This window comes from Pseudomonas sp. FSO-7, assembly GCF_059579345.1.
Genome location: NZ_CM184193.1, coordinates 1,497,934 through 1,523,623 on the forward strand (window position 1 = coordinate 1,497,934; position 25,690 = coordinate 1,523,623).

Annotated in this window: 23 protein-coding genes; 16 read left to right on the forward strand and 7 right to left on the reverse strand. The window is 61.2% G+C overall.

What is annotated here, in order from left to right:
• The first annotated feature begins 190 nt into the window (after positions 1-190).
• The 3 genes from AC515T_RS06500 to ccoM all read left to right on the forward strand — a co-directional run bounded on the left by AC515T_RS06500 (position 191) and on the right by ccoM (position 1,049).
• On the forward strand, positions 191-532 hold the full coding sequence (locus tag AC515T_RS06500; RefSeq protein ID WP_122566805.1) for an aspartate-semialdehyde dehydrogenase: 342 nt from the start codon (positions 191-193) through the stop codon (positions 530-532).
• A gap of 94 nt (positions 533-626) precedes the next feature.
• Positions 627-788 carry a hypothetical protein gene (locus AC515T_RS06505; RefSeq protein ID WP_003184513.1) on the forward strand — a complete coding sequence of 54 codons (162 nt, stop codon included), beginning with the start codon at positions 627-629 and terminating at the stop codon, positions 786-788.
• Positions 789-932: 144 nt separating this feature from the next.
• Complete coding sequence (gene ccoM / locus AC515T_RS06510) at positions 933-1,049, forward strand: cytochrome c oxidase subunit CcoM (protein WP_496531853.1); 117 nt, start codon at positions 933-935, stop codon at positions 1,047-1,049.
• Between the two features lie 254 nt (positions 1,050-1,303).
• Here the strand turns inward: ccoM and AC515T_RS06515 are convergent, their stop codons facing one another.
• A complete protein-coding gene (locus AC515T_RS06515; protein WP_496531854.1) occupies positions 1,304-2,779 on the reverse strand; it encodes an inorganic phosphate transporter in 1,476 nt (491 codons plus the stop codon).
• A gap of 364 nt (positions 2,780-3,143) precedes the next feature.
• Positions 3,144-3,344 (reverse strand): hypothetical protein, encoded by a 201-nt coding sequence (locus tag AC515T_RS06520; RefSeq protein WP_003184509.1) that lies wholly within the window; start codon positions 3,342-3,344, stop codon positions 3,144-3,146.
• Between the two features lie 577 nt (positions 3,345-3,921).
• Here AC515T_RS06520 and pcaR point away from each other — a divergent pair.
• The 11 genes from pcaR to pcaC all read left to right on the forward strand — a co-directional run bounded on the left by pcaR (position 3,922) and on the right by pcaC (position 14,907).
• On the forward strand, positions 3,922-4,764 hold the full coding sequence (gene pcaR, locus AC515T_RS06525; RefSeq protein WP_003184507.1) for a pca regulon transcriptional regulator PcaR: 843 nt from the start codon (positions 3,922-3,924) through the stop codon (positions 4,762-4,764).
• Between the two features lie 141 nt (positions 4,765-4,905).
• Entirely contained in the window at positions 4,906-6,252 is a 1,347-nt protein-coding gene (pcaK, locus tag AC515T_RS06530; protein WP_496531855.1) for a 4-hydroxybenzoate transporter PcaK, read from the forward strand.
• A gap of 309 nt (positions 6,253-6,561) precedes the next feature.
• Positions 6,562-7,419 carry a CoA transferase subunit A gene (locus tag AC515T_RS06535; RefSeq protein WP_496531856.1) on the forward strand — a complete coding sequence of 286 codons (858 nt, stop codon included), beginning with the start codon at positions 6,562-6,564 and terminating at the stop codon, positions 7,417-7,419.
• Positions 7,416-8,198, forward strand: a complete 783-nt coding sequence (locus tag AC515T_RS06540) for a CoA-transferase subunit beta (RefSeq protein ID WP_496533083.1) — start codon at positions 7,416-7,418, stop codon at positions 8,196-8,198. Before AC515T_RS06535 ends, AC515T_RS06540 begins: the two co-directional genes overlap by 4 nt.
• Complete coding sequence (gene pcaF / locus AC515T_RS06545; protein ID WP_496533084.1) at positions 8,195-9,400, forward strand: 3-oxoadipyl-CoA thiolase; 1,206 nt, start codon at positions 8,195-8,197, stop codon at positions 9,398-9,400. Before AC515T_RS06540 ends, pcaF begins: the two co-directional genes overlap by 4 nt.
• Before the next feature lie 37 nt (positions 9,401-9,437).
• A complete protein-coding gene (gene pcaH, locus AC515T_RS06550; RefSeq protein WP_496531857.1) occupies positions 9,438-10,142 on the forward strand; it encodes a protocatechuate 3,4-dioxygenase subunit beta in 705 nt (234 codons plus the stop codon).
• A 1-nt stretch (position 10,143) separates the two neighbouring features.
• On the forward strand, positions 10,144-10,710 hold the full coding sequence (pcaG, locus tag AC515T_RS06555) for a protocatechuate 3,4-dioxygenase subunit alpha (protein ID WP_496531858.1): 567 nt from the start codon (positions 10,144-10,146) through the stop codon (positions 10,708-10,710).
• A gap of 272 nt (positions 10,711-10,982) precedes the next feature.
• Positions 10,983-12,281 carry an MFS family transporter gene (locus tag AC515T_RS06560; RefSeq protein ID WP_496531859.1) on the forward strand — a complete coding sequence of 433 codons (1,299 nt, stop codon included), beginning with the start codon at positions 10,983-10,985 and terminating at the stop codon, positions 12,279-12,281.
• A 45-nt stretch (positions 12,282-12,326) separates the two neighbouring features.
• Positions 12,327-13,691 carry a 3-carboxy-cis,cis-muconate cycloisomerase gene (locus AC515T_RS06565; RefSeq protein ID WP_496531860.1) on the forward strand — a complete coding sequence of 455 codons (1,365 nt, stop codon included), beginning with the start codon at positions 12,327-12,329 and terminating at the stop codon, positions 13,689-13,691.
• 12 nt (positions 13,692-13,703) lie between these two features.
• Positions 13,704-14,504, forward strand: coding sequence for a 3-oxoadipate enol-lactonase (gene pcaD, locus AC515T_RS06570; RefSeq protein WP_496531861.1), 801 nt, complete (start codon positions 13,704-13,706; stop codon positions 14,502-14,504).
• Between the two features lie 10 nt (positions 14,505-14,514).
• Entirely contained in the window at positions 14,515-14,907 is a 393-nt protein-coding gene (gene pcaC, locus AC515T_RS06575; protein WP_109755800.1) for a 4-carboxymuconolactone decarboxylase, read from the forward strand.
• A gap of 211 nt (positions 14,908-15,118) precedes the next feature.
• Here the strand turns inward: pcaC and AC515T_RS06580 are convergent, their stop codons facing one another.
• Positions 15,119-16,372: an OprD family porin gene (locus tag AC515T_RS06580; RefSeq protein WP_496531862.1), complete on the reverse strand. Its 1,254-nt coding sequence runs from the start codon at positions 16,370-16,372 to the stop codon at positions 15,119-15,121.
• Positions 16,373-17,551: 1,179 nt separating this feature from the next.
• Between AC515T_RS06580 and AC515T_RS06585 the strand changes: the two genes are divergently transcribed.
• Positions 17,552-17,905 carry a DUF6124 family protein gene (locus tag AC515T_RS06585; RefSeq protein ID WP_496531863.1) on the forward strand — a complete coding sequence of 118 codons (354 nt, stop codon included), beginning with the start codon at positions 17,552-17,554 and terminating at the stop codon, positions 17,903-17,905.
• Between the two features lie 213 nt (positions 17,906-18,118).
• On the opposite strand, the gene adeC is transcribed toward AC515T_RS06585, so the two are convergent.
• From adeC to AC515T_RS06600, 3 genes are read right to left on the reverse strand one after another with little or no spacing between them, the layout of a single operon-like run.
• Positions 18,119-19,576 carry an AdeC/AdeK/OprM family multidrug efflux complex outer membrane factor gene (adeC, locus tag AC515T_RS06590; protein ID WP_496531864.1) on the reverse strand — a complete coding sequence of 486 codons (1,458 nt, stop codon included), beginning with the start codon at positions 19,574-19,576 and terminating at the stop codon, positions 18,119-18,121.
• Positions 19,573-22,737, reverse strand: a complete 3,165-nt coding sequence (emhB, locus tag AC515T_RS06595; RefSeq protein ID WP_496531865.1) for an efflux RND transporter permease subunit EmhB — start codon at positions 22,735-22,737, stop codon at positions 19,573-19,575. Before emhB ends, adeC begins: the two co-directional genes overlap by 4 nt.
• A gap of 3 nt (positions 22,738-22,740) precedes the next feature.
• Positions 22,741-23,898, reverse strand: a complete 1,158-nt coding sequence (locus tag AC515T_RS06600; protein WP_496531866.1) for an efflux RND transporter periplasmic adaptor subunit — start codon at positions 23,896-23,898, stop codon at positions 22,741-22,743.
• 265 nt (positions 23,899-24,163) lie between these two features.
• Between AC515T_RS06600 and AC515T_RS06605 the strand changes: the two genes are divergently transcribed.
• Positions 24,164-24,796, forward strand: a complete 633-nt coding sequence (locus AC515T_RS06605; RefSeq protein ID WP_018607032.1) for a TetR family transcriptional regulator — start codon at positions 24,164-24,166, stop codon at positions 24,794-24,796.
• A gap of 212 nt (positions 24,797-25,008) precedes the next feature.
• Here the strand turns inward: AC515T_RS06605 and AC515T_RS06610 are convergent, their stop codons facing one another.
• Positions 25,009-25,635 (reverse strand): hypothetical protein, encoded by a 627-nt coding sequence (locus AC515T_RS06610; protein WP_496531867.1) that lies wholly within the window; start codon positions 25,633-25,635, stop codon positions 25,009-25,011.
• Positions 25,636-25,690: the final 55 nt, after the last annotated feature.

The window sequence follows — 25,690 nt, forward strand, 5'->3', positions numbered from 1 at the left end:
GGAAGGATCCTTCAGACCAAAGGATTTACGTACGCTGATTCATTACCAACGGCACGGAACTTACGCTTGCCCAGCGATCAAACAAGCTCGGCCCTGGTGATCGCTGCAATTGCCAACTGGGTCACAAGTTTCAGACCGGCGGTTCAAGCTGCCACTTTAGCCGCCGACAACCTGAAGACAGGAGAACTTTATGTTGCCACCCATGCTCCCTTTGAGCGCCGTACCCATCACCGCTCAACAGGATCCGGTTCGCCAGCGACCGGACATACCGCCCGTGGTCCCGGTGCAGCAAAGCTCCAACGAAAGCACCATCGACCTGCAAAACCGCGATCCGGAAGAGACCGCGCTGCTGTTGCGCGAGGAACAGCGTCGCCAGCAGGAACGCGAACGCCGTCGCCGCGAGGCCGATGAAGACCCTGAAGAGCACTTGGCCGTACCGGGTACCGAACTCAACGCCGACAACACCGTGCCGGTGGTGCCGCTGATAGACGACGAGACGCGCCAGGGCCTGTGGGTCGATATCCAGATCTGATCCAGGCGTTTGCCTGTACGCACAGGCTGGTCAACACCGCCAACAGCCCGCATCATGGGCGCATCCGCAATTCACAGCACGATGCCCACACGCCATGAGCCAAGACGACAAGCTGATCGACCTCAGTGCCGAGCGCGCCAAGCGCGTTCACGACCTCAACGAAAAACGCCTCAATGAAGTCCGCCAGGCCTTCGAGCAGGCCATGCCGTTGGGCAAGCCCAAGAAAAAGCCGAAGAACAAGCCGAAAAAGCGCTGAACCCCCTCGATCCATTGATGCAGATCAGTTATTTCCCCACCTTTGCGCCCCGTTGCGGGCGTTATTGACCCCGGTCAATTTCCATCCAGGCCTGATTGGTTACCTTGAACCCATCGCAACAGGGGCAAGACCAGGAGGCCAGTCATGTTTTTCGATAATGTGGTGTTTGCCGGGGTGTTGACGGTCGGCCTCATGTTCGTGTTTTTCGCAGGTTTCGGATTCTTCATCTGGAAAGACGCACATAAGCGGAAAAAACCGTAGGTCTTTCCGGCTACAACGAGCACGCAAGGCATTTTGGGCGACTTCGGTCGCCCTTTTTTTTGAGCAGATTTCCCCTGTTCCACACAAGCCCATTGTGGGAGCGAGCTTGCTCGCGATAGCGGTATGTCTGTAGATACATGTGTTGACTGACCCAGCGCCATCGCGAGCAAGCTCGCTCCCACAGTAGTCAGGTATCCGGGCATAAAAAAAGGTGCGAACCGCAAGGGTCGCACCTTTTTTGTGAGTCGCTGGAATCAGCTACCCAGGGCCTTGGACGCCAGCCAGAACAGCCCGGCCGACAGGGCCACCGTCGCCGGCAGGGTCAGCACCCAGGCCAGCAGGATGTTGCGCACGGTGCCACCTTGCAGGCCGCTCTTGTTGGCGACCATGGTGCCGGCCACGCCCGAGGACAGCACGTGGGTGGTGGAAACCGGCAGGCTGAAGATGTTCGCCATGCCGATCATGCACGCGGTGGTGATCTGCGCAGACATGCCCTGGGCGTAGGTCATGCCTTGCTTGCCGATCTTCTCGCCGATGGTCAGTACGACACGCTTCCAGCCGACCATGGTGCCCAGGCCCAGCGCCAGTGCGACAGCCAGGATCACCCAGAACGGGGCGTATTCGGTGGTGGCGGTCAGGTCCTTGCGTAGCTTGTTCAGGTCGTCTTTTTCACGGGCCGCCAGGCCTGGCAACTTGCCAACCTTCTTCGCCGTGTCGTCCAGGCAAAGCAGGTAGCGACGAACCTCGATGCGTCGTTCCGACGGCAGCGAGTGATAGTCCGCCACGCCTTTGAGCGTGTCGAGCAGGGCATTGATGGTCGGTTCGGTCTGCTGCGGGTTGCAGCGGAATTTCTCCGGCAGATCGCCTTTCACGCTTTTGCCCAGCGCCAGGTATTCACCCAGGGATTCGTTGTTGCGTTGGTAGAACTGGCTCAGGTGCAGGGTCGCGTCACGGGTCCGCTCGATCTGGTAGGTGGTGCTGCCCAGGTCGAGTACGAACTGCGCTGGCACGATACCGATCAGCACCAGCATGATCAGGCCGATGCCTTTCTGGCCATCGTTGGAACCGTGGACAAAGCTGACCGCCATGGCCGAGATCACCAGTACCAGGCGATTCCAGAACGGCGGGTGCTTCTTGTCGTCGATCTTGCGGCGCTGTTCCGGTGTCTTGTGCATCTTCGACAGCGGGCGCCACCATTTCAGGCTGATCAGCACCAGAGCGGCGATCAGGAAGCCGGCCATGGGCGAGAACACCAGGGAGGCGCCGATATCGATCGCCTTCTGCCAGTTCACCCCATCGGCCAACGGGATGTCGTTGATCAACGCGTTGGCCAGGCCCACGCCGAGGATCGAACCGATCAACGTGTGGGAACTGGACGCCGGGATACCGAAGTACCAGGTGCCCAGGTTCCAGGTAATGGCCGCTGCGAGCAGCGAAAACACCATGGCCAGCCCGTGTCCGGTGTTCACATTGATCAGCAGCTCCACGGGCAGCAGGTGAACGATGGCGTACGCCACCCCCACGCCGCCCAGCAACACACCGAGGAAATTGAACACACCGGAAAAGAACACCGCCAGGTGAGGCGGCATGGCTTTGGTGTAGATAACAGTGGCAACCGCGTTAGCGGTGTCATGAAAGCCGTTGATGAACTCGAAGGCGAGGACAAAAGCCAGGGCGAGCAAGAGGCTCACAAGCACCCAAGCATCCAGTCCGCTGAATAAATCGATCATGAAGGTTTTCTGACCCGGTCGTAAGGGGGCGCGATTATGCCAGAAAACCTTGGCAATCGATGCATTGCCTGCTCATCGGTAACATTCTTCAACGAAATAATTTGTAGGAAAGCCTCAAGGGCGAGGTTTTCCGCGGGGGGCGTAACCCCTTGATTCAGGGGGCAAAGCGCATCCGGCCGGGATCACCGCCAGCGGTAGGACGCCTCGAGGGATTGTATGAAATATCTGAAAAGGAGGTCGGCCATGACCCTTCCCGATTGTCGGACGGAAACGGGTGGCGGCCCGCTCATGGCGGGCATGCGCTACGGTTTCCGGCCTGGGTGGCGGCCGGAAACCTCTTCACAAGAACATCGGGCCCGGAGCGTCACTGCTCTTCGGCTTTGAGTTCTTTTTCCATTTTCTGGAGTTCCTGGGTGAAGGCCTGGTCCTGAACGGTGGCGCGCTTACGCCAAGGCTTGCGTTCCGGTTCAGGTTGCGCGGCGTAGGTGGTGACTTCCCCGCCGTAAACTTCCTTGTAACGTTGTTCCTGGCGCTCAAGTTCCGCGCGCAGTTCGTCTTTCGTCACAGTTTTACCTAAATTAAATGAAGTTGAATCTGGTGATACGCACTGCATGTGGACATGCAGACGGCCACGGCACCAGAGCTGACAGCTGACGTAGCATCAGGGCTTCGCGTTGTTGCCAAACAGGGGAAGCGACCATGAAGGTGCTTCGGGCACCGGGGTAGCGACCACGGTGCCTGCGTACGGGAACGGTCGATTGGCCGTACCGTCGCTGTTTTGCATTATAGCGGCCCCGCCGAATAACACTATCGGGAAAAAGTAAAAGACGTTGTTGTTGTGTGAACTCATGTTTGTATGTGCAACTTGTACCGCCGCTCGCAGAAGATACCGGCGAGTGCCGCTATCCAGATGCCATTCCCACCGACAAGTTCAATATTGCCAACGTTGTCACGTCAAACCGAGTGCCACTGTTTCCCGCCAACTTACTCTCGATCGCGTCTGCGGCAGGCCATTATTCGACGTCTGGCCTGATTGCGATTATCGGTCGACGGTTCGATAATCGAACGATGTTGGCCGGCGGCCCTTGCTTGCCCATCGGGCAGCCGCTTGAATAGCTGTCACTCCCGGGGAAGGATCAGACATGAACGACCAATTGCGCAATGCCTTCACTTCAGTCGCGCCACCGATCGTCGCCTCGCCGGCCAAGCGGATTCAGGCCCTGACCGGTGATCCCGACTTCATGACGTCCCTGGCCCGCGGGTTGGCCGTGGTCCAGGCCTTCCAGGAGCGCAAGCGGCACCTGACCATCGCCCAGATCAGCCACCGCACGGAAATTCCCCGCGCCGCTGTCAGACGTTGCCTGCATACCTTGATCAAGCTTGGCTACGCCACTACGGACGGGCGCACCTATTCGCTGCTGCCCAAAGTGCTGACCCTCGGTCACGCCTATCTGTCCTCGACGCCCCTGGCCGTTTCTGCCCAGCCGTACTTGGACCGCATGAGCGAGCAACTGCACGAAGCCTGCAACATGGCCACGCTCGAAGGCGACGACATCCTCTACATCGCCCGTTCCGCCACCACCCAGCGCCTGATTTCGGTTGACCTGTCGGTGGGCGGGCGCCTGCCGGCCTATTGCACCTCGATGGGCAGGATTCTCCTGGCGGCCCTGGATGATGCGTCGCTGCGCGATTACCTCGACCACGCCGACCTGCAAGCCAAGACCAGCCGTACCTTGCACACACCCGAAGCGTTGCTCGAGTGCTTGCAACAGGTACGGCAGCAGGGCTGGTGCATCGTCGACCAGGAACTGGAACAGGGCCTGCGTTCGATTGCCGTGCCGGTGTACGACGCTTCCGGTCAAGTGGTTGCCGCGCTCAACGTCAGTACCCATGCCGGGCGGGTCAGCCGCAATGAGCTGGAACAACGCTTCCTGCCAGGCTTGCTGGGGGCCAGTCGCGACCTGAGCGCGCAACTGTTCACTTAAGCTGTTCGATAAACGCACACAGTCGGCGGCGATGAATTGACGGTATTTGCCCGGCCTCATTAATGTCGCGCAGCGTCATCCGGCGTGCTTCGCCGGTCTCTGATCCGTTCGCCTGCGTTTCTTGCGTGGAATAAAAATAATATGAACCAGCCCCAGACCTCCGTAGGCCACTGCCTCGATGTGCAGTCCTTCATCAATGCCCAACCCATTTCGCGCTATCAGTGGCGGGTGGTGATCCTCTGTTTCCTGATTGTGTTCCTCGACGGCCTCGATACCGCGGCCATGGGTTTCATCGCCCCGGCCTTGTCCCAGGACTGGGGCATCGATCGCGCGAGCCTCGGCCCGGTGATGAGCGCCGCGTTGATCGGCATGGTGTTCGGCGCGCTGGGCTCAGGGCCGCTGGCTGACCGCTTCGGGCGAAAAGTCGTACTGGTGGGCGCGGTCCTGCTGTTCGGCGCGTTCAGCCTGGCGTCGGCCTACAGCACCAACGTCGATCAATTGCTGGTATTGCGGTTCCTGACCGGCCTGGGCTTAGGCGCCGGGATGCCGAACGCCACCACCTTGCTCTCGGAATACACCCCGGAGCGCAAGAAATCCCTGCTGGTGACCAGCATGTTCTGCGGCTTCAACCTGGGCATGGCCGGCGGCGGGTTCATCTCCGCCAAGCTGATACCGGCGTTCGGCTGGCACAGCCTGCTGCTGATTGGCGGGATCCTGCCGTTGATACTGGTGGTGGTATTGCTGTTCTGGCTGCCGGAGTCGGCGCGTTACCTGGTGGTGCGCAATCGCGGCACCGACAAAGTGCGCAAGACCCTGGCGCCGATCGAGCCGCATACCGTGGCCCAAGCGGCGAGCTTCAGTGTGCCGGAACAGAAAACCGTGAAAGCCCGCAACGTGCTCGCGGTGATTTTCTCCGGCACCTACAGCGCCGGCACCTTGCTGCTGTGGCTGACCTATTTCATGGGCCTGGTGATCGTCTACCTGTTGACCAGTTGGCTACCGACCTTGATGCGCGACAGCGGCGCAAGCATGGAACAGGCCGCGTTTATCGGTGCGTTGTTTCAATTCGGCGGCGTGTTGAGCGCCGTCTTCGTCGGTTGGGCGATGGACCGGTTCAATCCGCACAAGGTCATCGGCCTTTTCTATCTGATGGCCGGGTTGTTTGCCTACGCGGTGGGGCAGAGCCTGGGCAATATCACTTTGCTCGCCACCCTGGTGCTGGTGGCCGGCATGTGTGTCAACGGCGCGCAATCGGCGATGCCTTCCCTGGCGGCGCGTCTCTACCCGACCCAGGGCCGGGCCACCGGCGTCTCGTGGATGCTGGGCATCGGTCGCTTCGGGGCGATCCTTGGAGCCTGGATGGGCGCCACCCTGCTGGGCCTGGGCTGGAACTTCGAACAGGTCCTGACGGCCCTGGTCATTCCCGCGGCCCTGGCGACCACGGCGGTGGTGATCAAGGGCATGGTCAGTCATGCGGATGCGACCTGAGCCAAGGATTATGGGGCCTGTGATGGACCTGTGGGAGCGAGCTTGCTCGCGATGGCGATGTGTCAGCGACTGATGCCTGTCTGATCCACCGCTTTCGCGAGCAAGCTCGCTCCCACAGGGTCTGCTCCCACAGGGGTCTCTGCGGGCTTGGATAAATCGATAGCCAAACAACAATCTGTTCGATAAACGAACACTCAGTCGATTATCGGATTGTTTGGCCTTTTCCCGAAGCTTAATCTTCAGTCATTCCGGCGCTTAACCTCGCGCCTTTTTTTCATGTCGGTCTACTGGAAAACGGGAGCCTGCCCCATGGCTGAAATCCTTTCGCTGCACGACGCGGTGAAGCAATTCGTCAACGACGGCGATACCGTCGCGCTCGAAGGCTTCACTCACCTGATTCCTACGGCGGCGGGTCATGAAATCATTCGCCAGGGCAAGAAAGATCTGACCCTGGTGCGCATGACACCTGACCTGATCTATGACCAATTGATCGGCGCCGGTTGTGCTCGCAAGTTGATTTTCTCCTGGGGCGGCAACCCTGGCGTCGGGTCGTTGCACCGCTTGCGCGATGCCGTGGAGAAACAGTGGCCGCACCCGCTGGAGATCGAGGAACACAGCCACGCCGACCTGGCCAACGCCTACGTCGCCGGCGCCTCCGGCCTGCCGTTCGCGGTATTGCGGGCCTACGCCGGCTCCGACCTGCCGAAGGTCAACCCGCTGATCAAGAGCGTGACCTGCCCCTTCACCGGTGAAGTCTTGGCCGCCGTGCCTTCGGTGCGCCCGGACATCACGGTGATCCACGCCCAGAAAGCCGACCGCAAGGGCAACGTGCTGCTGTGGGGCATCCTCGGTGTGCAGAAAGAAGCCGCCCTGGCCGCCAAGCGTTGCATCGTCACCGTGGAAGAAATCGTCGATGACCTGAATGCGCCGATGAACGCCTGTGTGTTGCCGACCTGGGCGTTGAGTGCGGTGTGCCACGTACCGGGCGGTGCTCATCCGTCCTACGCCCACGGCTACACCGAGCGTGACAATCGTTTCTACCAGGCGTGGGACCCGATCGCTCGGGATCGTGAGACGTTTACCGCGTGGATCGACGAATACATCCATGGCACTCAAGATTTCAGTGAGTTCCAGGCCAGACTGGCAGCCGCTCCGGAGGCGAAATAATGACGTACTCCACCAATGAAATGATGACCATCGCTGCGGCCCGTCGGTTGAAGAACAACGCCGTGTGTTTCGTGGGCATTGGCTTGCCGTCGAAAGCGGCCAACCTGGCGCGGCTGACGTCGTCGCCGGATGTGGTCCTGATCTATGAGTCGGGTCCGATCGGTGCCAAGCCCAGCGTACTGCCGCTGTCCATCGGCGACGGTGAGCTGGCGGAAACCGCCGATACCGTCGTACCGACCGGTGAGATTTTTCGCTACTGGCTGCAGGGCGGGCGTATCGACGTCGGTTTCCTTGGCGCGGCCCAGGTCGACCGTTTCGGCAACATCAACACCACGGTGGTGGGCGACTACCATCAGCCGAAAGTCCGACTGCCGGGTGCCGGTGGCGCGCCGGAAATCGCCGGCTCGGCCAAGAGCGTGTTGATCATCCTCAAGCAGTCGGCCCGTTCGTTTGTCGACAAACTGGATTTCATCACCTCGGTCGGTCACGGCGAGGGCGGCGATTCGCGTAAACGCCTGGGCCTGCCGGGCGCCGGCCCGGTGGGCATCATCACCGACTTGTGCATCATGGAGCCGGAAGCCGGCAGCCATGAATTCGTGGTCACCGCGCTGCACCCCGGCGTGACCCGCGAGCAAGTCATTGCGGCCACCGGGTGGGCGATCCGTTTCGCCGACCAGGTGCAAACCACCGCCGAGCCGACCGAGGTGGAGCTGCGCGCACTGCGCGACCTGGAAGCTCGCACCGCGGCGGCCCACGGCCAGGCACCGGGAGAAGCCTGATGCGCGACGTTTATATCTGTGATGCGATTCGAACCCCCATCGGCCGGTTTGGCGGCGGTTTGTCCGCCGTGCGCGCCGATGATCTGGCGGCCGTGCCGATCAAGGCGCTGATGGAACGCAACCCATCGGTGGACTGGAGCGCGGTGGACGAGGTGTTCCTTGGCTGCGCCAACCAGGCCGGCGAAGACAACCGCAACGTGGCGCGCATGGCGCTGCTGCTGGCGGGCCTGCCAGAGAGCATTCCCGGCGTGACCCTCAACCGCCTCTGCGCCTCGGGCATGGACGCCATCGGCACCGCGTTCCGCGCCATCGCCAGCGGCGAGATGGAACTGGCGATCGCTGGTGGCGTGGAGTCGATGTCCCGTGCGCCGTTCGTGATGGGCAAGGCCGACACCGCGTTCTCCCGCAACATGAAGCTGGAAGACACCACCATTGGCTGGCGCTTCATCAACCCGTTGATGAAAGCCCAGTACGGCGTGGACGCGATGCCGCAGACCGCCGATAACGTGGCCGATGACTACGCTGTGTCCCGCGCTGACCAGGACGCTTTCGCCTTGCGCAGCCAACAGCGTACGGCGGCAGCCCAGGCGACAGGCTTTTTCGCCGAGGAAATCGTTCCGGTGCGCATTACCCATAAAAAAGGCGAAACCTTGGTCGAGCAGGACGAACATCCTCGCGCCGACACCACGCTGGAGACCTTGAGCAAACTCAAACCGGTCAACGGCCCCGACAAGACCGTCACCGCCGGCAACGCTTCGGGGGTCAACGACGGCGCGGCTGCGCTGATCCTGGCGTCGGCCGAAGCGGTGAAGAAACACGGCCTGACGCCACGGGGCAAAGTGCTGGGCATGGCCAGTGCCGGCGTGGCGCCAAGGGTGATGGGTATCGGGCCGGTGCCGGCGGTGCGCAAGCTTACTGAGCGCCTGGGCCTGGCGGTGGCGGATTTCGACGTGATCGAACTCAATGAAGCGTTTGCCAGCCAGGGCCTGGCGGTGCTGCGTGATTTGGGGCTGGCGGACGATGCACCGCAGGTCAACCCGAACGGCGGCGCCATCGCCCTCGGCCATCCACTGGGCATGAGCGGAGCGCGCTTGGTACTGACGGCGCTGCACCACCTGGAAAAGACCGGCGGCAGGAAAGGCCTGGCGACCATGTGTGTCGGCGTCGGCCAGGGGCTGGCATTGGCAATCGAACGCGTCTGACGCGTCGCTCTACTAATAAGAAACCGAGGAATGCTTCATGACTGACAAGCCTGGTTATCGTCGCCCCCAAGCGGGCACCCAGCCGGAGTATCTGCACCCGCCGTACCAGTCCACCAACCTGCGCTCGCCGTCCAAGCCATTGGTGTTCCTGCCCCATTCGCTGTCGGAAATTACCGGCCCGACTATCGGTGCCGAGCGCTTGCAGGAAAAGGACCACGACCTGACCGCCCAGCATGCCGGCGAGCCACTGGGGGAGCGGATCATCATTCACGGGCGCGTGCTGGATGAGCACGGCCAGCCGGTGCCGGGCATCCTGGTGGAGATCTGGCAGGCCAACGCCGCCGGTCGCTACAACCATGACCGTGACAACCATGACGCGCCGCTGGACCCGAATTTCACCGGCACCGGTCGCACCGTCACCGACGCCGACGGCTGGTATCAGTTTCAGACCATCAAGCCCGGCGCTTATCCGTGGGGCAACCACCACAACGCCTGGCGCCCGGCGCATATCCATTTCTCGTTGTTCGGGCCGAGCATTCTGACGCGCCTGGTGACGCAGATGTATTTCCCTGGCGATCCGTTGCTCGAATACGACCCGATCTACAACTGCGTGCCGGACACCCGCGCCAAAGAACGCCTGATCGCCCGTTTCGACCTGGAAAAAACCGTCCCTCACTATGCCCTCGGTTACCGCTGGGACATCGTCTTGCGCGGCCGCGATGCCACGCCGATGGAGAAATAAGATGACGCTCACCGCCACCACGTCCCACACCGTTGGCCCGTACTACCACATCGGCCTGACCTGGCTGAACCGCGAAGACCTGACCGTCGCACAAACCCTCGGCCAGCGCGTGGCGATCACCGGGCAGGTGGTCGACGGTAACGGCCAGTTCGTCAACGACGCGATGCTGGAAGTCTGGCAGGCCAACGCCGCCGGCAAATACGCCCACCCGGAAGACGACCAGGACAAGCCCCTGGATCCGCACTTCGAAGGCTTCGGTCGGGTGCCGGTGGATGCCGAAGGGCGTTTTCGCTTCACCACCATCAAGCCCGGCACCGTACCGGGGTTGGCAGGCACGACCCAGGCACCGCACCTGGTGGTGCTGGTGTTCGCGCGCGGGCTGGTCAAGCATTTGCTGACGCGCATCTACTTCGACGGCGAACAAGCCAACGAAACCGACCCGCTGTTGGCCTGCGTGCCCGAGGAGCGTCGCGGCACCCTCGTGGCCAAGCCCGATGCGTCGGGTGTGTACCAGTGGAACGTGATCCTGCAGGGCACGGATGCCGAGACGGTGTTCTTCGATTACTGAACCGTGGCTTCTTGTGGCGAGGGAGCTTGCTCCCGCTCGGCTGCGAAGCAGTCGCAAACCCAGGCACCGCGGCCGTTCTGATACACCGGATCGCCAGTTGGGCTTGCTGCGCAAGCCAGCGGGAGCAAGCTCCCTCGCCACAGAGATGACACAAGCCTTGTGGGAGCAAGGCTTGCCCGCGATAGCGGCTGCACAGGCAATGCAATACTGTGGAACGGGAGTGTTACGAAGTGTGTCTAGAATTCGTCAGTCCCTAACGAGTGAACAAACCCATGACCATCCCAATCAGCAGTCACTACACCGGTGAAGAGCGCAGCAAGCGCATCTTCGCCATCGTCGGTGCCTCATCCGGCAACCTGGTCGAATGGTTCGACTTCTACGTCTATGCGTTCTGCGCGATTTATTTCGCGCCAGCGTTCTTTCCCTCGGACAACCCGACGGTGCAATTGGTCAACACGGCCGGTGTGTTTGCCGCCGGGTTCCTGATGCGGCCCATCGGTGGCTGGATTTTCGGTCGGGTGGCGGACCGTCACGGGCGCAAGAATTCAATGATGATCTCGGTGCTGATGATGTGCTTCGGCTCGTTGCTCATCGCCTGCTTGCCCACCTATAAGGACATCGGCGTCTGGGCGCCGGTACTGCTGTTGTTCGCGCGTTTGCTGCAAGGCCTGTCGGTGGGCGGCGAATACGGCACCACCGCCACCTACATGAGCGAAGTCGCCCTCAAGGGCCAACGTGGCTTTTTCGCCTCGTTCCAGTACGTGACGCTGATCGGCGGGCAACTGCTGGCGGTGTCGCTGGTGGTGATCCTGCAGCAGTTTCTCAACGAAGACGAACTGCGCGCTTACGGTTGGCGCATTCCATTCGTGGTGGGTGCGGCTGCGGCGTTGATTTCCCTGCTGCTGCGGCGGTCCCTGAAGGAAACCAGCAGCAAGGAAATGCGCGAGAACAAGGACGCCGGCAGCATTATGGCGCTGTTTCGCGACCACAAGGCGGCGTTCATCACGGTGCTGGGCTACACCGCCGGCGGCTCGCTGATTTTCTACACCTTCACTACCTACATGCAGAAATACCTGGTGAACACCGCCGGCCTGCACGCCAAGACCGCCAGCTACATCATGACCGGCGCGCTGTTTCTCTATATGTGCATGCAGCCGCTGTTCGGCATGCTGGCGGACAGGATCGGCCGACGTAACTCCATGCTCTGGTTCGGTGCCCTGGGGGCGTTGTGCACGGTGCCGATCCTGCTGACCCTCAAGAGCATCAGCAGCCCGTTCCTGGCGTTTGTCCTGATCACATTGGCGCTGGCAATCGTCAGTTTCTACACCTCCATCAGTGGCCTGGTGAAAGCCGAGATGTTTCCGCCTGAAGTGCGGGCGTTGGGAGTAGGGTTGGCCTATGCAGTGGCCAATGCGATTTTTGGCGGATCGGCCGAATACGTCGCCTTGAGCCTGAAGGCCCAGGGCATGGAGAACGCCTTTTACTGGTATGTCACGGTGATGATGGTGGTGGCGTTCCTGTTCAGCCTGCGCCTGCCCAAGCAACCGGCGTATTTGCACCATGACCTTTGACTCAACTGCGTCGGCCCGTGAGGCCGGCGCCCCCAAGGACTGTTTATGAGCGAACGACCGGGCAATCAGCTGTTCGATGCCTACTTCACGGCTCGCGAGATGCGCGAGGTGTTCTGCGATGCGGGCCGGGTCCAGGCCATGCTGGATGTCGAGGCCGCGCTGGCCCGGGCCGAGGCGCGGGTAGGATTGATCCCCCAGGACGCGGTGGCGCCGATCGAGAACGCCTGCCGTGCCCAGCTGTACGATTTTTCGGCATTGAGCGAAGCGATTGCCAGTGCTGGCAATTCGGCGATCCCGCTGGTGAAGGCGTTGGGCAAGCGCATCGCTAGCGAGAGCGCCGAGGCCGAACGCTACGTGCACCTGGGCGCCACCAGCCAGGATGTGATGGACAGTGGGCTGGTGCTGCAATTGCGCCAGGCGTTGGGCTTGATCGAAGCAGAGTTGGCGCAACTGGCCGCTACCCTGGCCCGACAAGCCGAACGTTACGCCGCCACACCGCTGGCCGGGCGCACCTGGCTGCAACACGCCACGCCGGTCACCTTGGGCATGAAAATCGCTGGTTGGCTGGGGGCGGTCACCCGCAGTCGCCAGCGCTTGAAAGAGCTCAAGCCACGCCTGCTGGTGCTGCAGTTTGGCGGCGCCTCCGGGACGCTCGCCGCGTTGGGTGAACAGGCATTACCGGTCGCCGAAGCCTTGGCCGCCGAACTGCAACTGACCCTGCCGGAGCAGCCGTGGCACACCCAGCGCGATCGTTTGGTGGAGTTCGGCGCGGTGCTGGGGTTGATCGCCGGCAGCCTGGGCAAACTGGGGCGCGACATCAGCCTGTTGATGCAAACCGAGACCGGCGAAGCGTTCGAGCCGTCGGCGCCGGGCAAGGGCGGTTCGTCCACCATGCCGCACAAGCGCAACCCGGTGGGCGCGGCGGTGCTGATCGGCGCGGCGACGCGCGTGCCTGGCTTGTTGTCGACGCTGTTCAGCGCCATGCCCCAGGAACACGAGCGCAGCCTGGGCCTGTGGCACGCCGAATGGGAAACCTTGCCGGAAATCTGCTGCCTGGTCTCCGGTGCCTTGCAACAGGCGCGGCTGCTGGCCGAAGGGCTGGATGTGGATGCGGCGCGCATGGCCCGCAACCTGGAGCTGACCCAAGGGTTGGTGCTGGCGGAAGCCGTAAGCATTGTCCTGGCCCAACGTGTGGGGCGCGACACGGCGCATCATTTACTGGAGCAATGCTGCAAGCGCGCCGTGGCCGAACAGCGACATTTGCGCGCTGTGCTGGGGGACGAACCCCACGTCACCGCGCAGCTATCCGCGACCGAGCTTGATCATCTGCTTGACCCGGCCCATTACCTCGGACAAGCCCAGACCTGGGTCGCCCGAGCCGTGGCCGAACACCTTGCCTTGAGCGCCTGAAAGGAGATTGTTGTGGGATTCGTCAAACTCGCCGAGGGCGATCTGAATTACCGATTGGACGGGCCGCAAGACGCCCCGGTGCTGGTGCTCTCCAACTCCCTGGGCACCAATTTACATATGTGGGACGAGCAGGTCGCGGCCTTCAGCGAACACTTTCGCGTGCTGCGTTTCGACACCCGTGGTCATGGCCAGTCGCTGGTGACCGAAGGCCCCTACAGCATCGAACAACTGGGCCGCGATGTGCTGGCGATGCTCGATGCCCTGGGCATCGCCAAGGTGCATTTCTGTGGCTTGTCCATGGGTGGGCTGATTGGCCAGTGGTTGGGCATCAATGCTGGTGAGCGCCTGCGCAAACTGGTGGTGTGCAACACCGCCGCCAAGATCGGCGACCCGTCGGTGTGGAACCCGCGCATCGAAACCGTACTGCGCGATGGCAAGGAGGCGATGGTGGCGTTGCGCGACGCCTCGATTGCCCGTTGGTTTACCCCGGACTTTGCCAAGGCCCAGCCTGCGACGGCAAACAAGATCACTGACATGCTCGCCGCGACCTCGCCCCAGGGGTATGCCGCGAACTGCGCGGCGGTACGTGATGCCGATTTCCGCGAGCAGTTGTCGTCGATTCGCGTGCCGCTGCTGGTGATCGCCGGCACCGAAGATGCCGTGACACCGCCGTCGGGTGGGCACTTTATCCAGGAGCGGGTCAGTGGGGCCGAGTATGCCGAGTTCCATGCCGCGCACCTGTCCAACGTCCAGGCTGGCGCGGCGTTCAGCGCGCGGGTGCTGGATTTCCTGCTTGATTCTGGCCGGGCCTGAGGAGTTTTCTGTGGACGAGAAACAACGTTACGACGAAGGCATGCAAGTACGCCGCGCGGTGCTGGGCGATGCCCATGTCGATCGCAGCCTCAATGCCCTGACCGAGTTCAACAGCGAATTCCAGGAGATGATCACCCGCCATGCCTGGGGCGACATCTGGACCCGCCCGGGCCTGCCGCGCCATACCCGCAGCCTGATCACCATCGCCATGCTGATCGGCATGAACCGCAACGAAGAACTCAAATTGCACCTGCGCGCCGCTGCCAACAACGGCGTGAGCCGTAGCGAGATCAAGGAAGTGATCATGCAGAGCGCCATCTACTGCGGCATTCCGGCAGCCAACGCCACCTTCCACCTGGCTGAATCAGTGTGGGATGAGCTGGGTGTCGAATCCCGGTCTTAACATCCACCGCTAATTCCTGTGGGAGCGGGCTTGCTCGCGAAAGCGGTGGGTCAGTTGGCGATGATGTTGGATGGACCACCGCCTTCGCGAGCAAGCCCGCTCCCACACTGGATCTTCAGTGAGCACAAAATTTTGTGTTCGACACTGATCCCCCTGTGGGAGCGAGCTTGCTCGCGATGACGGTGGTACAGCTTCCATCCATGTTCGGCGTCTACAGCAGGCTGATCGGATAGCTAATGATCAACCGGTTTTCATCGAACTCATTAGTGCTGTAATCCCGACGCATCGTCGAGTTGCGCCATTTCACGTTCAGGCTCTTGAGCGCGCCGCTCTGCACGGTATAGGCCAGCTCACTTTCACGCCCCCATTCCTTGCCATCGTCGACGGTGGCGGTGTGCACGTTGTCACCGCTGATGTAGCGGTTCATCAGGGTCAGGCCCGGCACGCCGACGGCGGCGAAGTTGAAGTCGTGGCGCAGTTGCCAGGATTTTTCCTTGGCGTTGTCGTAGCTGGAGTTATAGCTGTCGTTCGCCAGGGTGCCGCCGCTGGTGCCGTTGACGCGCATCCAGGCATCATCGCCGCCGACTTTCTGCAGGCCGACGTAGAAGGTGTTGCCGCCGTATTTGGCCGAGAGCATGGCGAACGCGGTTTTGTTGTCCAGGTCGCCGGCCAACGCACTGCCGTTTTCCTTGCCGGTGAAGTAGCCGAGGTTGGCGCCCAGGGTCCAGTCGCCGATAGGCTGGCTGTGGGTCAGGTTGAAATATTGCTGCTGGTAGATGTCGGACAGTTCCGCATACCACACGCCGACCTGGGTGCGTTTCTCGTTGAAGGCGTATTCGCCGCCGCCGAAATTGAAACGGTCGGAGGTGAATGCGCCGCGGCCGTTCATCGACATGTCTTCCATGCTGGCGTCGTTGCGCGGGCTGTTGCCGCGGAACTGGCCGCCGTAGAGGGTCAAACCGCTGATTTCGGTGGAGGTCACCTGGCCGCCACGGAAGGTTTGCGGCAGGGAGCGGCCATCGTCGGAACGCAGGATCGGCAGCACCGGCATCCATTCGCCGACCTTCAACTCGGTCTTCGATACCTTGGCCTTCAGGGCCACGCCCAAACGGCCGAAATCGTCGGCCGGGCGACCGTCGTCATGCACCGGCAGCAACTGGGTGCCGGCGGTGCCGCGGCCGCCGTCGAGCTTGACCGAGTACATGCCCAGGATGTCCACGCCAAAACCGACTGTGCCTTGGGTGAAACCGGACTTGGCGTCGAGGATGAAACTCTGGGTCCATTCCTCGGCCTTGCCCTGGGCGTTGTTCGGGTTGGTGAAGTTGCGGTTGAAATAGAAGTTACGCAGGTTCAGCGTGGCTTTGGCATCTTCGACAAACCCCGATTCCGCCGCCAGGACGGGCAGGGCGGTACTGGTCAGGGCGACGGCAATGAGGCTAGGGAACAAGTGCTGTGTGGGCTTCATGGGCGTGTCTCTAATTGTTGTGGGCGAAGCGTGTCGTTGCCGCAACCTTGGGTTGCAGACGGTGCGGTGGAACCTGGGCGCTCTGTTGATCAGCCGGACGAAGTAGGGCGTGTGGGCATGGCGTCGAACCTGTTGTTATTGGTTTTGTGGGAGCGATGGTGAAGGGCCGCTCGGGATCGGTTCAATTGCCGTTTGCGGGTTTTGGGCGATTATCGAACGGCAAAAATTACATCGGCTCAATGCCATTCCTGTGGGAGCGAGCTTGCTCGCGATGGCGGAGGGTCAGTTTGCGGTGGTGTTGGATGTGCTGGCGTCATCGCGAGCAAGCTCGCTCCCACAGGTTTTTGTATCGTGTGCGAATGTTGTGAACACCCGCAAACCTATGTGGGAGCGAGCCTGCTCGCGATAGCGTAGGGTCAGTTTGCGGCGATGTTGGATGTGCTGGCCTCTTCGCGAGCAGGCTCGCTCCCACAGGAGAAACGCGATCACTCAGAACCAGGTCGGCTATCAGGCCGCCTCGCGGTGGACGTTGATCTCGGCGCCCCGTTAACCACGATGGCCGCACGCAGGCATTGCGCAGTGGGCACCTCGGCATGGATGCCGAGGTAGCTGCGCTGGGCCATGGATGGCCCTTCGCGGCGGCCCACGGAGCAATGCCGGAGTGCGGGCATGCCGAGCCTAAGCGAGGCACCGAGTGGTGGGGCAGGAGCGTTTTGCTTACTTTTGCGCTTCTCAAAAGTGAGCCGCCGTCAGGGCGGAACCCTAAGTGGCCGTTACCGCAGGAATGGATATGTACTCGATCAACAAAGTCCAGGCCGGCTGTCAGGCCGCCATCGCGAGCAAGCTCGCTCCCACAGAATTTGTGTCCGGTCTGACAGACGCGACGATTTTTCCGACGAGGTTTTAAGGTTGCTGCTCGGAAGCGGTATCTCTAGCTTGTTCATGTCGCTGCCAACTCAGCGACCGGGACTGCAAGCCCGCCGAATTTGTTAGGCGCCTAGCTGCGCCCCTATAATCCATGGCGCTTTTTGGTGCCATCGGTTTTATGGTGGCTGTGTGCGGGAGACCTTCGGGTCTGCCGAGGTTACCTAACGACTCGGTCTTGCAGACCCGCATACAGCTGCCACCTATCATCTGCAAGTGATGTTGGCGGCTCTCATTTTCGTTAGGAGCACCATCATGATCAAAGAAACACCGAATCCCCCAGAGTCTGGATCCACCTTCCCCTACAGCGACCCCGATCCAGAAAAGCTCCAAGAGGCCGCAGACCGAGCACTCGATTACCATCTGGGCACCCACCCTGATCCCAAACCCAAAACCTCAACTCAAGTTTTCACCGTCATCGATACCCTCGACACCGAGTGCCTGCTAGCAAATCTCAGCGAAACCCTGGCCTCGGCCAGTGCGATGGTCAACGACCTGGCGTTCGACCTGAAAGGCTCTCGGCGGCATGTCGCGCTCGGCGTGGTGCAGATGATTGACTTGAGTGAGTTGTTGGCCAATCGAGCGCTGGATCTCGTCGACCCGCGTTAACCAAGTGTGGCGAGGGGATTTAGCGAAGCGTCGCATCGCCCCGCTGAGCTGTGGGAGCAAAGCTTGCTCGCCAAACAGGCGCCTCGGATCCTGAAAGACCGCATCGCCTTCATCGCGGGCAAGCCTTGCTCCCACATAGGCCAGCGTTAAAGCGCACACAAACAAAAAAGCCCACCTTCCGGTGGGCTTCGTGTTTCAGCGTCCAAACATCAATCAGAACAGCTTCATCTTCGGCGCTTCTTCTTTCACCGGTTCGTTCTTACCCGTTTCGGCATTCCAACCGCCGCCCAGTGCCTTGTACAAATTGACCTCGCTGGTCAGTTGCGCAAGGCGGTCAGTGATCAGCGACTGTTGCGCGCTGAACAGCTGGCGCTGGGCGTCGAGGAAGGTCAGGTTGCTGTCGACGCCGATACGGTAGCGACGCTCGGCCAGGCGGTAGTAGTCCTGGTTGGCGGCGACGAAGTCGGTCTGGGCCTGCAACTGTTCGTTGTAGGTCTGGCGCGCGGCCAGGCCGTCGGAGACTTCCTGGAACGCCGTTTGAATCGACTTTTCGTACTGCGCGACGTTGATGTCTTTCTGGATCTTGGCGTAGTCCAGACTCGCTCGCAGGCTGCCGGCGTTGAAGATCGGCAGGTTGATCTGCGGCGCGAAGGTCCAGGTGCCCGAACCGCCCTTGAACAGGCCGGACAGGTCCGGGCTCAAGGTGCCGGCGTTGGCTGTCAGGCTGATGCTCGGGAAGAACGCGGCCCGCGCGGCGCCGATGTTGGCGTTGGCGGCCAGCAGGTTGCGTTCGGCCTGGAGGATGTCCGGACGACGTTGCAGCAGATCCGACGGCAGCCCGGCCGGCACTTTGCTGAGCAAGTCATCACTCAACGGTTGCGAGCTCAGGTTGGCCGGCAGGCCAGTGCCCAGCAGCAGGGTCAGGCTGTTTTCGTCCTGGGCGACCTGGCGGGTGTAGCGGGCCAGTTGCACACGGGCGTTTTCCACAGCGGTGCGCGCCTGGCTCAGGTCCAGGGCCGAGGCCACGCCGACTTCGGCGCTGCGCGAGGTCAGCTTGAAGCTTTGCTCGTAGGCCCCGAGGGTTTCCTGGGTCAGCTTGAGCAGTTCCTTGTCAGCCTGCCAGGTCAGGTAGGCATTGGCGACGTTGGCCACCAAGCTGATCTGGGTGCTACGGCGGGCTTCTTCAGTGGCGAAGTAGCTCTGCAACGCTTGCTCGCTCAGGCTACGAACCCGACCGAACAGGTCCAGTTCATAGGCGCTGATGCCCAAGGTCGCCGAGTAGGAACTGCTGATCGCCGCTTCACCGGTTTGCGAAGCACGTGCCGGTACCCGCTGGCGGCTGCCGGAGCCGGTGGCCGAGACCGCCGGGAACAGGTCCGCGCGCTGGATGCGGTATTGCGCGGCGTAGGCATCGATGTTCAGTGCCGCGACGCGCAGGTCGCGGTTGTTTTCCAGGGCGACCTGGATCAGCTGTTGCAATGCCGGGTCATGAAAAAACTGCTTCCAGCCTTGCTCCGCGGCGGCCTGGCCAGGCGCATTGGCCGCCTCGTAGGCCGGCCCTTGCGGATATTGCGCCGCGACCGGTGCGTCGGGCCGCTGATAGTCGGGGATCAGCGAGCAACCGCTGAGCACGACGGCGGCGATGGTCAGGGAGAGTAGCGACTTGCTCATTGGCCAGCCTCTTTGGAAGTTTCAGGAGTGTCGTGCCCGTCGGTATTTTTGCGACGGCCTATCGACGACACGGTCACGAAGAACAATGGCACCCAGAAGATTGCCAGGATGGTGGCGGTGAGCATACCGCCAATCACACCGGTACCGATGGCGTGCTGGCTGCCTGAACCGGCGCCCGTGGATATCGCCAGCGGAACCACGCCGAGGACGAACGCCAGGGACGTCATGATGATCGGCCGCAGACGCATCCTACAGGCTTCAACAGCGGCTTCTACCAGGGTACGGCCCTGTTCATGGAGTTCCTTGGCGAACTCCACGATCAGAATGGCGTTTTTCGCCGCCAGGCCGATGGTGGTCAGCAAGCCCACCTGGAAGTACACGTCGTTGGACAGGCCGCGCAGGCTGGTCGCCAGCAGGGCCCCGATGATCCCCAACGGCACCACGAGCATGACCGCGATTGGAATCGACCAGCTTTCGTACAGCGCCGCCAGGCACAGGAACACCATCAGCAGCGACAAGGCGTACAAGGCTGGGGCCTGGGAGCCCGACAGACGTTCCTCATAGGACAGGCCCGTCCAGGAAATGCCAACACCGGCCGGTAGTTTCTTGGCGATGGCTTCGACTTCGGCCATGGCTTCACCGGTGGAATAGCCTGGCGCCGGGGTGCCAAGGATTTCCATCGCTTCCACGCCATTGTAACGGGCCAGTTTCGGCGATCCGTAGACCCACTCACCCTTGGCGAACGCCGAGAACGGCACCATGGTTCCGGCGCTGTTGCGCACGTACCACTTCTGCAGGTCTTCGGGGCTCATGCGTGCGTTCGGCTGGCCCTGGACGTACACCCGCTTCACCCGACCACGGTCGATGAAGTCGTTCACATAGTTACTGCCCAGAGCAATCGACAGGGTGTTGTTGATGTCCGAGAGGGTAATACCCAGGGCACTGGCCTTCTCGTCATCGATTTCCAACTGGTATTGCGGTTCATCGTTCAGGCCGTTCGGACGCACCTGGGCCAGTATCTTGCTTTGGGCCGCCATGCCCAGGAACTGGTTACGGGCTTCCATCAACTTGTCGTGGCCGATGCCGGCGCGGTCCTGCAGGAACACGTCGAAACCGGTAGCGTTACCCAGCTCCATCACCGCTGGCGGTGCGAAGGCGAACACCATCGCGTCGCGGAAGCTGAAGAAGTGTTGCTGGGCACGGCCAGCGATTTTGAACACGGTGTTGTCGGCGTTACGCTCTTCCCACGGCTTGAGCATGATGAACGCCAGGCCGGAGCTCTGGCCACGACCGGCAAAGTTGAAGCCGGTCACGGTGAACACCGAGGCCACGCCATCGCCTTCGCCGCCGTCCTTGCTCGGACGCAGCAGGAACTCACGCATCTTGTCCACCACCACCTGGGTACGCTCGGCGCTGGAACCGGCCGGTGTCTGCACCTGGGCAAACAGCACGCCCTGGTCTTCTTCCGGCAGGAACGCCGTCGGGATACGGGTGAACAGCCAGACCATGCCAACCACGATGATGATGTAGGCCAGCAGGTACGGGGCCTTGTGCTTGAGCATGTTGCCCACGCCCCGTTCGTAGCTCCTGACGCCACGGTCGAAGGTGCGGTTGAACCAGCCGAAGAAGCCGCGTTTCGGTGTGCCGTGCTCACCTTTGGGAATCGGCTTGAGCATGGTGGCGCACAGGGCCGGGGTGAAGATCAATGCCACCAGTACCGACAGGGCCATGGCCGAGACGATGGTGATGGAGAACTGCTTGTAGATCACACCGGTGGAGCCGCCGAAGAACGCCATCGGCAGCAGCACCGCCGAGAGCACCAGGGCGATACCCACCAGGGCGCCCTGGATCTGGCCCATGGATTTCTTGGTGGCTTCCTTGGGCGACAGGCCTTCTTCGCTCATCACCCGTTCGACGTTTTCCACCACGACGATGGCGTCGTCCACCAGCAAGCCGATGGCCAGCACCATGCCGAACATGGTCAGGGTGTTGATGCTGAAGCCGAACGCCGCGAGGATCCCGAAGGTCCCGAGCAGTACCACCGGTACGGTCATCGTGGTGATGATGGTGGCGCGGAAGTTCTGCAGGAACAGGAACATCACCAGGAACACCAAGGCGACCGCCTCGATCAGGGTTTCAACCACACCCTTGATCGATTCGCTCACCACCGGCGTGGTGTCGTAGGGGAACACCACTTCCAGGCCTTGCGGGAAGAACGGCTTGAGATTTTCCACGGTCTGGCGCAGGGCCTTGGCCGTGTCGAGGGCGTTCGCGCCAGTCGCCAGGCGCACTGCCAGGCCGGAGGCCGGGGCGCCGTTGAACTGAGCGTTGATGCTGTAGTTCTCACCGCCCAGGGCGACATCGGCCACGTCGCCAACGCGCACTTGCGAGCCGTCCGGGTTGACCTTGAGCAGGATCGCCTTGAACTGCTCAGCGGTCTGCAGGCGGGTCTTGCCGATGATGGTAGCGTTCAGTTGCTGGCCGGGCATGGCCGGCAGGCCGCCGAGCTGGCCGGAGGCGATCTGGACGTTCTGCGCGGAAATGGCCGTGCTGACATCCACCGGGGTCAGGTTGAAATTGTTCAGCTTGGCCGGGTCGAGCCAGATCCGCATCGCGTACTGGGCGCCGAAGACCTGGAAGTCACCGACACCGGCGGTGCGCGAGATCGGGTCCTGCATGTTGGACACGATGTAGTTGGACAGGTCTTCCCGGGTCATGCTGCCGTCGCGCGACACCACGCCGATCACCATCAGGAAGTTTCTCACTGATTTGGTCACGCGGATGCCCTGTTGCTGCACTTCCTGCGGCAACAGCGGGGTGGCCAGGTTCAGCTTGTTCTGCACCTGGACCTGCGCGGTGTCGGAGTTGGTGCCTTGCTCGAAGGTCGCGGTGATGGTCATGCTGCCGTCGGAGTTACTTTCCGAGGAGACATAACGCAAGTTGTCGATACCGTTGAGTTGTTGCTCGATGACCTGCACCACAGTGTCCTGCACGGTTTGCGCGGACGCGCCCGGGTAGGTCACTTGGATCGCAATGGCCGGCGGCGCAATGCTCGGGTATTGGTTGATCGGCAACTTGAGGATCGATAGAGCCCCGACCAGCATGATCACCAGGGCGATCACCCAAGCGAAGATCGGACGGTCGATAAAAAATTTCGACATGGTTTACTCCCCTTTGCCGCCAGCGGCTTTATCAGCTGCCTGAGCGGGGGCCGGGTTTTTGGTATCGACGTTGGTGGCTTCGGTGGCTTTGACTTCAACCCCCGGCCGTACGTACTGCAAACCTTCGGTGATCAGGCGATCGCCGGCCTTGAGCCCGTCTTCGATCAACCACTGGCTGCCGACCGTGCGGCTGGCCTTGAGCTGACGCAGTTCGACCTTGTTGTCCGGGCCAACCACCAGTGCGGTCGGTGCGCCCTTGAGGTCGCGGGTCACGCCTTGTTGCGGCGCCAGGATCGCCGCGCTGTTCACACCGGCCTGCAATTGCGCGTGGACGAACATGCCTGGCAACAGGGTGTGGTCAGGGTTGGGGAACACGGCGCGCAGGGTCACCGACCCAGTGGTCTGGTCGACCGATACTTCGGAGAATTCCAGCTTGCCTTCGTGCGGATACTGACTACCGTCTTCCAGGGTCAGCTTGACCATGGCAGCGTTTTCACCGGCCTTTTGCAGACGGCCGCTTTCCAGCTCGCGGCGCAATTGCAGCAGCTCGACCGAGCTCTGCGTCACGTCGACATAGATAGGGTCCAGTTGCTGGATGGTCGCCAGGGCATCGGTCTGGCCGTTGCTCACCAGCGCACCCTCGGTCACCGAGGAGCGGCCGATGCGACCGGAAATCGGTGCATAGACCTTGGTGTAGCGTACGTTGATCTGGGCGGTCTGCAGGTTGGCTTCCGACTCCAGGCGATTGGCCACGGCGGTGTCGTATTCCTGGCGACTGACGGCTTGCTCGTCCACCAATTGCTTGTAGCGGTCGGCAATCGACTTGGTGGAACGCAAGTTGGCCTCGGCGCTCTTGAGGGTCGCTTCATAGACGGCCGGGTCGATCTGGTAAAGCTGCTGGCCGGCCTTGACGTCGGCGCCTTCCTTGAACAGGCGCTTGAGAATGATCCCGTTGACCTGTGGCCGGACTTCCGCGACTCGGAACGCGCTGGTGCGGCCCGGCAGTTCCGAGGTCAAGGTGAAGGGCTGGGTCTTGAGGGTTACGACGCCGACCTGAGGAGGGGGAGCAGCAGGTGCAGCCTCTTCCTTTTTGCATCCGCTGAGCAGCGATGCCAGGGCGATGGCGGTAACCAGAGCAGTAACAGCTGGCTTGAATTGCATGGAAATCCTCGGGTCCAGGCGCGCAACGGGCGCACTCGAAAGTGGAAGGGTAAAAAAGCAGCATTAATTCAATTAGTAGGATGCTAAGAAATATACTTACGTACATGGTTGTTTGTAAACAGCCAAATTGCGTAATATCCGGATTTACACAAGCCTGACAAAGGCGAGCGTAGATCGGGGACGCGTTCCAAGAGACGTCGCCTCATATTCTGTTCCGCTGATTCTTACGCGTTGCTGACGCATCCTGATTGAGGTGTTTACTGCCATGGTCCGTCGTACCAAAGAGGAAGCCCAGGAGACTCGCAGCCAGATCCTCGAAGCGGCCGAAAAGGCCTTTTTCGAGCGTGGCGTGGCGCGTACGACCCTGGCCGACATCGCGACACTGGCCGGTGTGACGCGTGGTGCCATCTATTGGCATTTCAGCAACAAGGCGGACCTGCTCCAGGCCATGCTCGATACCCTGCACGAGCCGCTCGATGAGTTGGCCCGTGCCAGTGAGAATGAAGAGGAGCTTGATCCGCTGGGCTGTATTCGCAAGCTGTTGGTCCGATTGTTCCAGCAAGTGGCCCTTGACCCGAAAACCCGACGCATTAATGAGATCCTGTTCCATAAGTGTGAATTCACCGATGAAATGTGCGATTTGCGCCAGCAGCGACGCGAGGTCAGCCTCGACTGCAATGTACGCATCGCCCTGTCGTTGCGTAATGCGATGAAACGCGGCCAGTTGCCGGATGATCTGGACCCTGAAAGGGCGGCAGTCGCCATTCATGCCTACATCGATGGCATTCTGTACCAGTGGCTGCTGGCCCCCGACAGCTTCGCCCTGGCGGGTGAGGCCGAGCGTTGGGTGGAGATCGGGCTGGACATGCTGCATCTGAGCCCCAGCCTGCGCAAATGAAACAAAATGCGTAATTGCGTCGGTTTGTGTCAATACGAGCGCGTAAGGGTGCTTTTATAAACCGACACTGGCGCGGTTGATAGGCAACCGGCGGCGAATTTTGTAGGAAATTTGTTTCGTGCTAGTGAATGTGCGGGAAGAATCCGCTCGGCAGGGTCATCCGAACGGATCGGCCGATGCCCCACCAGACTGTTCTGGCGAGGCCGAATTGTTCAGCTCAGCGTGAGTTCCACGGTAAAACCATAGGGTTCTTCACTGGCTGTGCGAGTGATTCGTGTCGTGCATTGGATCGGGCTCGTTCCAATAGAGGTCAGTGTGTGAGTCCGGACGGGTGTCAGCGTCGGTGAAATAACACCGAAGGACGTATTGACGCGCAAGCCGAAGTCAAAGCGAACGCCGAACTCTTCATCGCCGAACACAATGAAGTGTTTGAACATGTCCTTACTGCGACTGCCCAGGCGCCGGGTATAAGCGAGGTCGAACTTCCAGGCTTGGATATCCCAGGGAAGAATCTGTGTGGGGTGTTGTTCGTCCGCATTCAACTGCAGCGTGTGTTCACCGATTTCAAAATCCAAGTCGGTATGGTTGATCAACTTTACGATGACACGGGTGCGGCTTGGGTTGATGCGCTCCTGTTCCCAGGCTTTAACCTGCTTGTTGACCTTGTCATTCAGGTTCGCCTTCTCGATGAGTGCCGTGATCATCGGCCTGTATTCTTGCGTATCGAGTGATTTGAGGAATTGGTACAACACGGCCAACGGTGCCCAACTGAATTGAGAGGCGATGAGTTCATAAATACCATTGTTGGTCTGTTGGTTGTTTTCAGGGGTGGCGTTCATTTGAAATCCTTTTCAAAGAGAGTGATTGCAAGCGGGCAAGACGTTATGTCTTGTT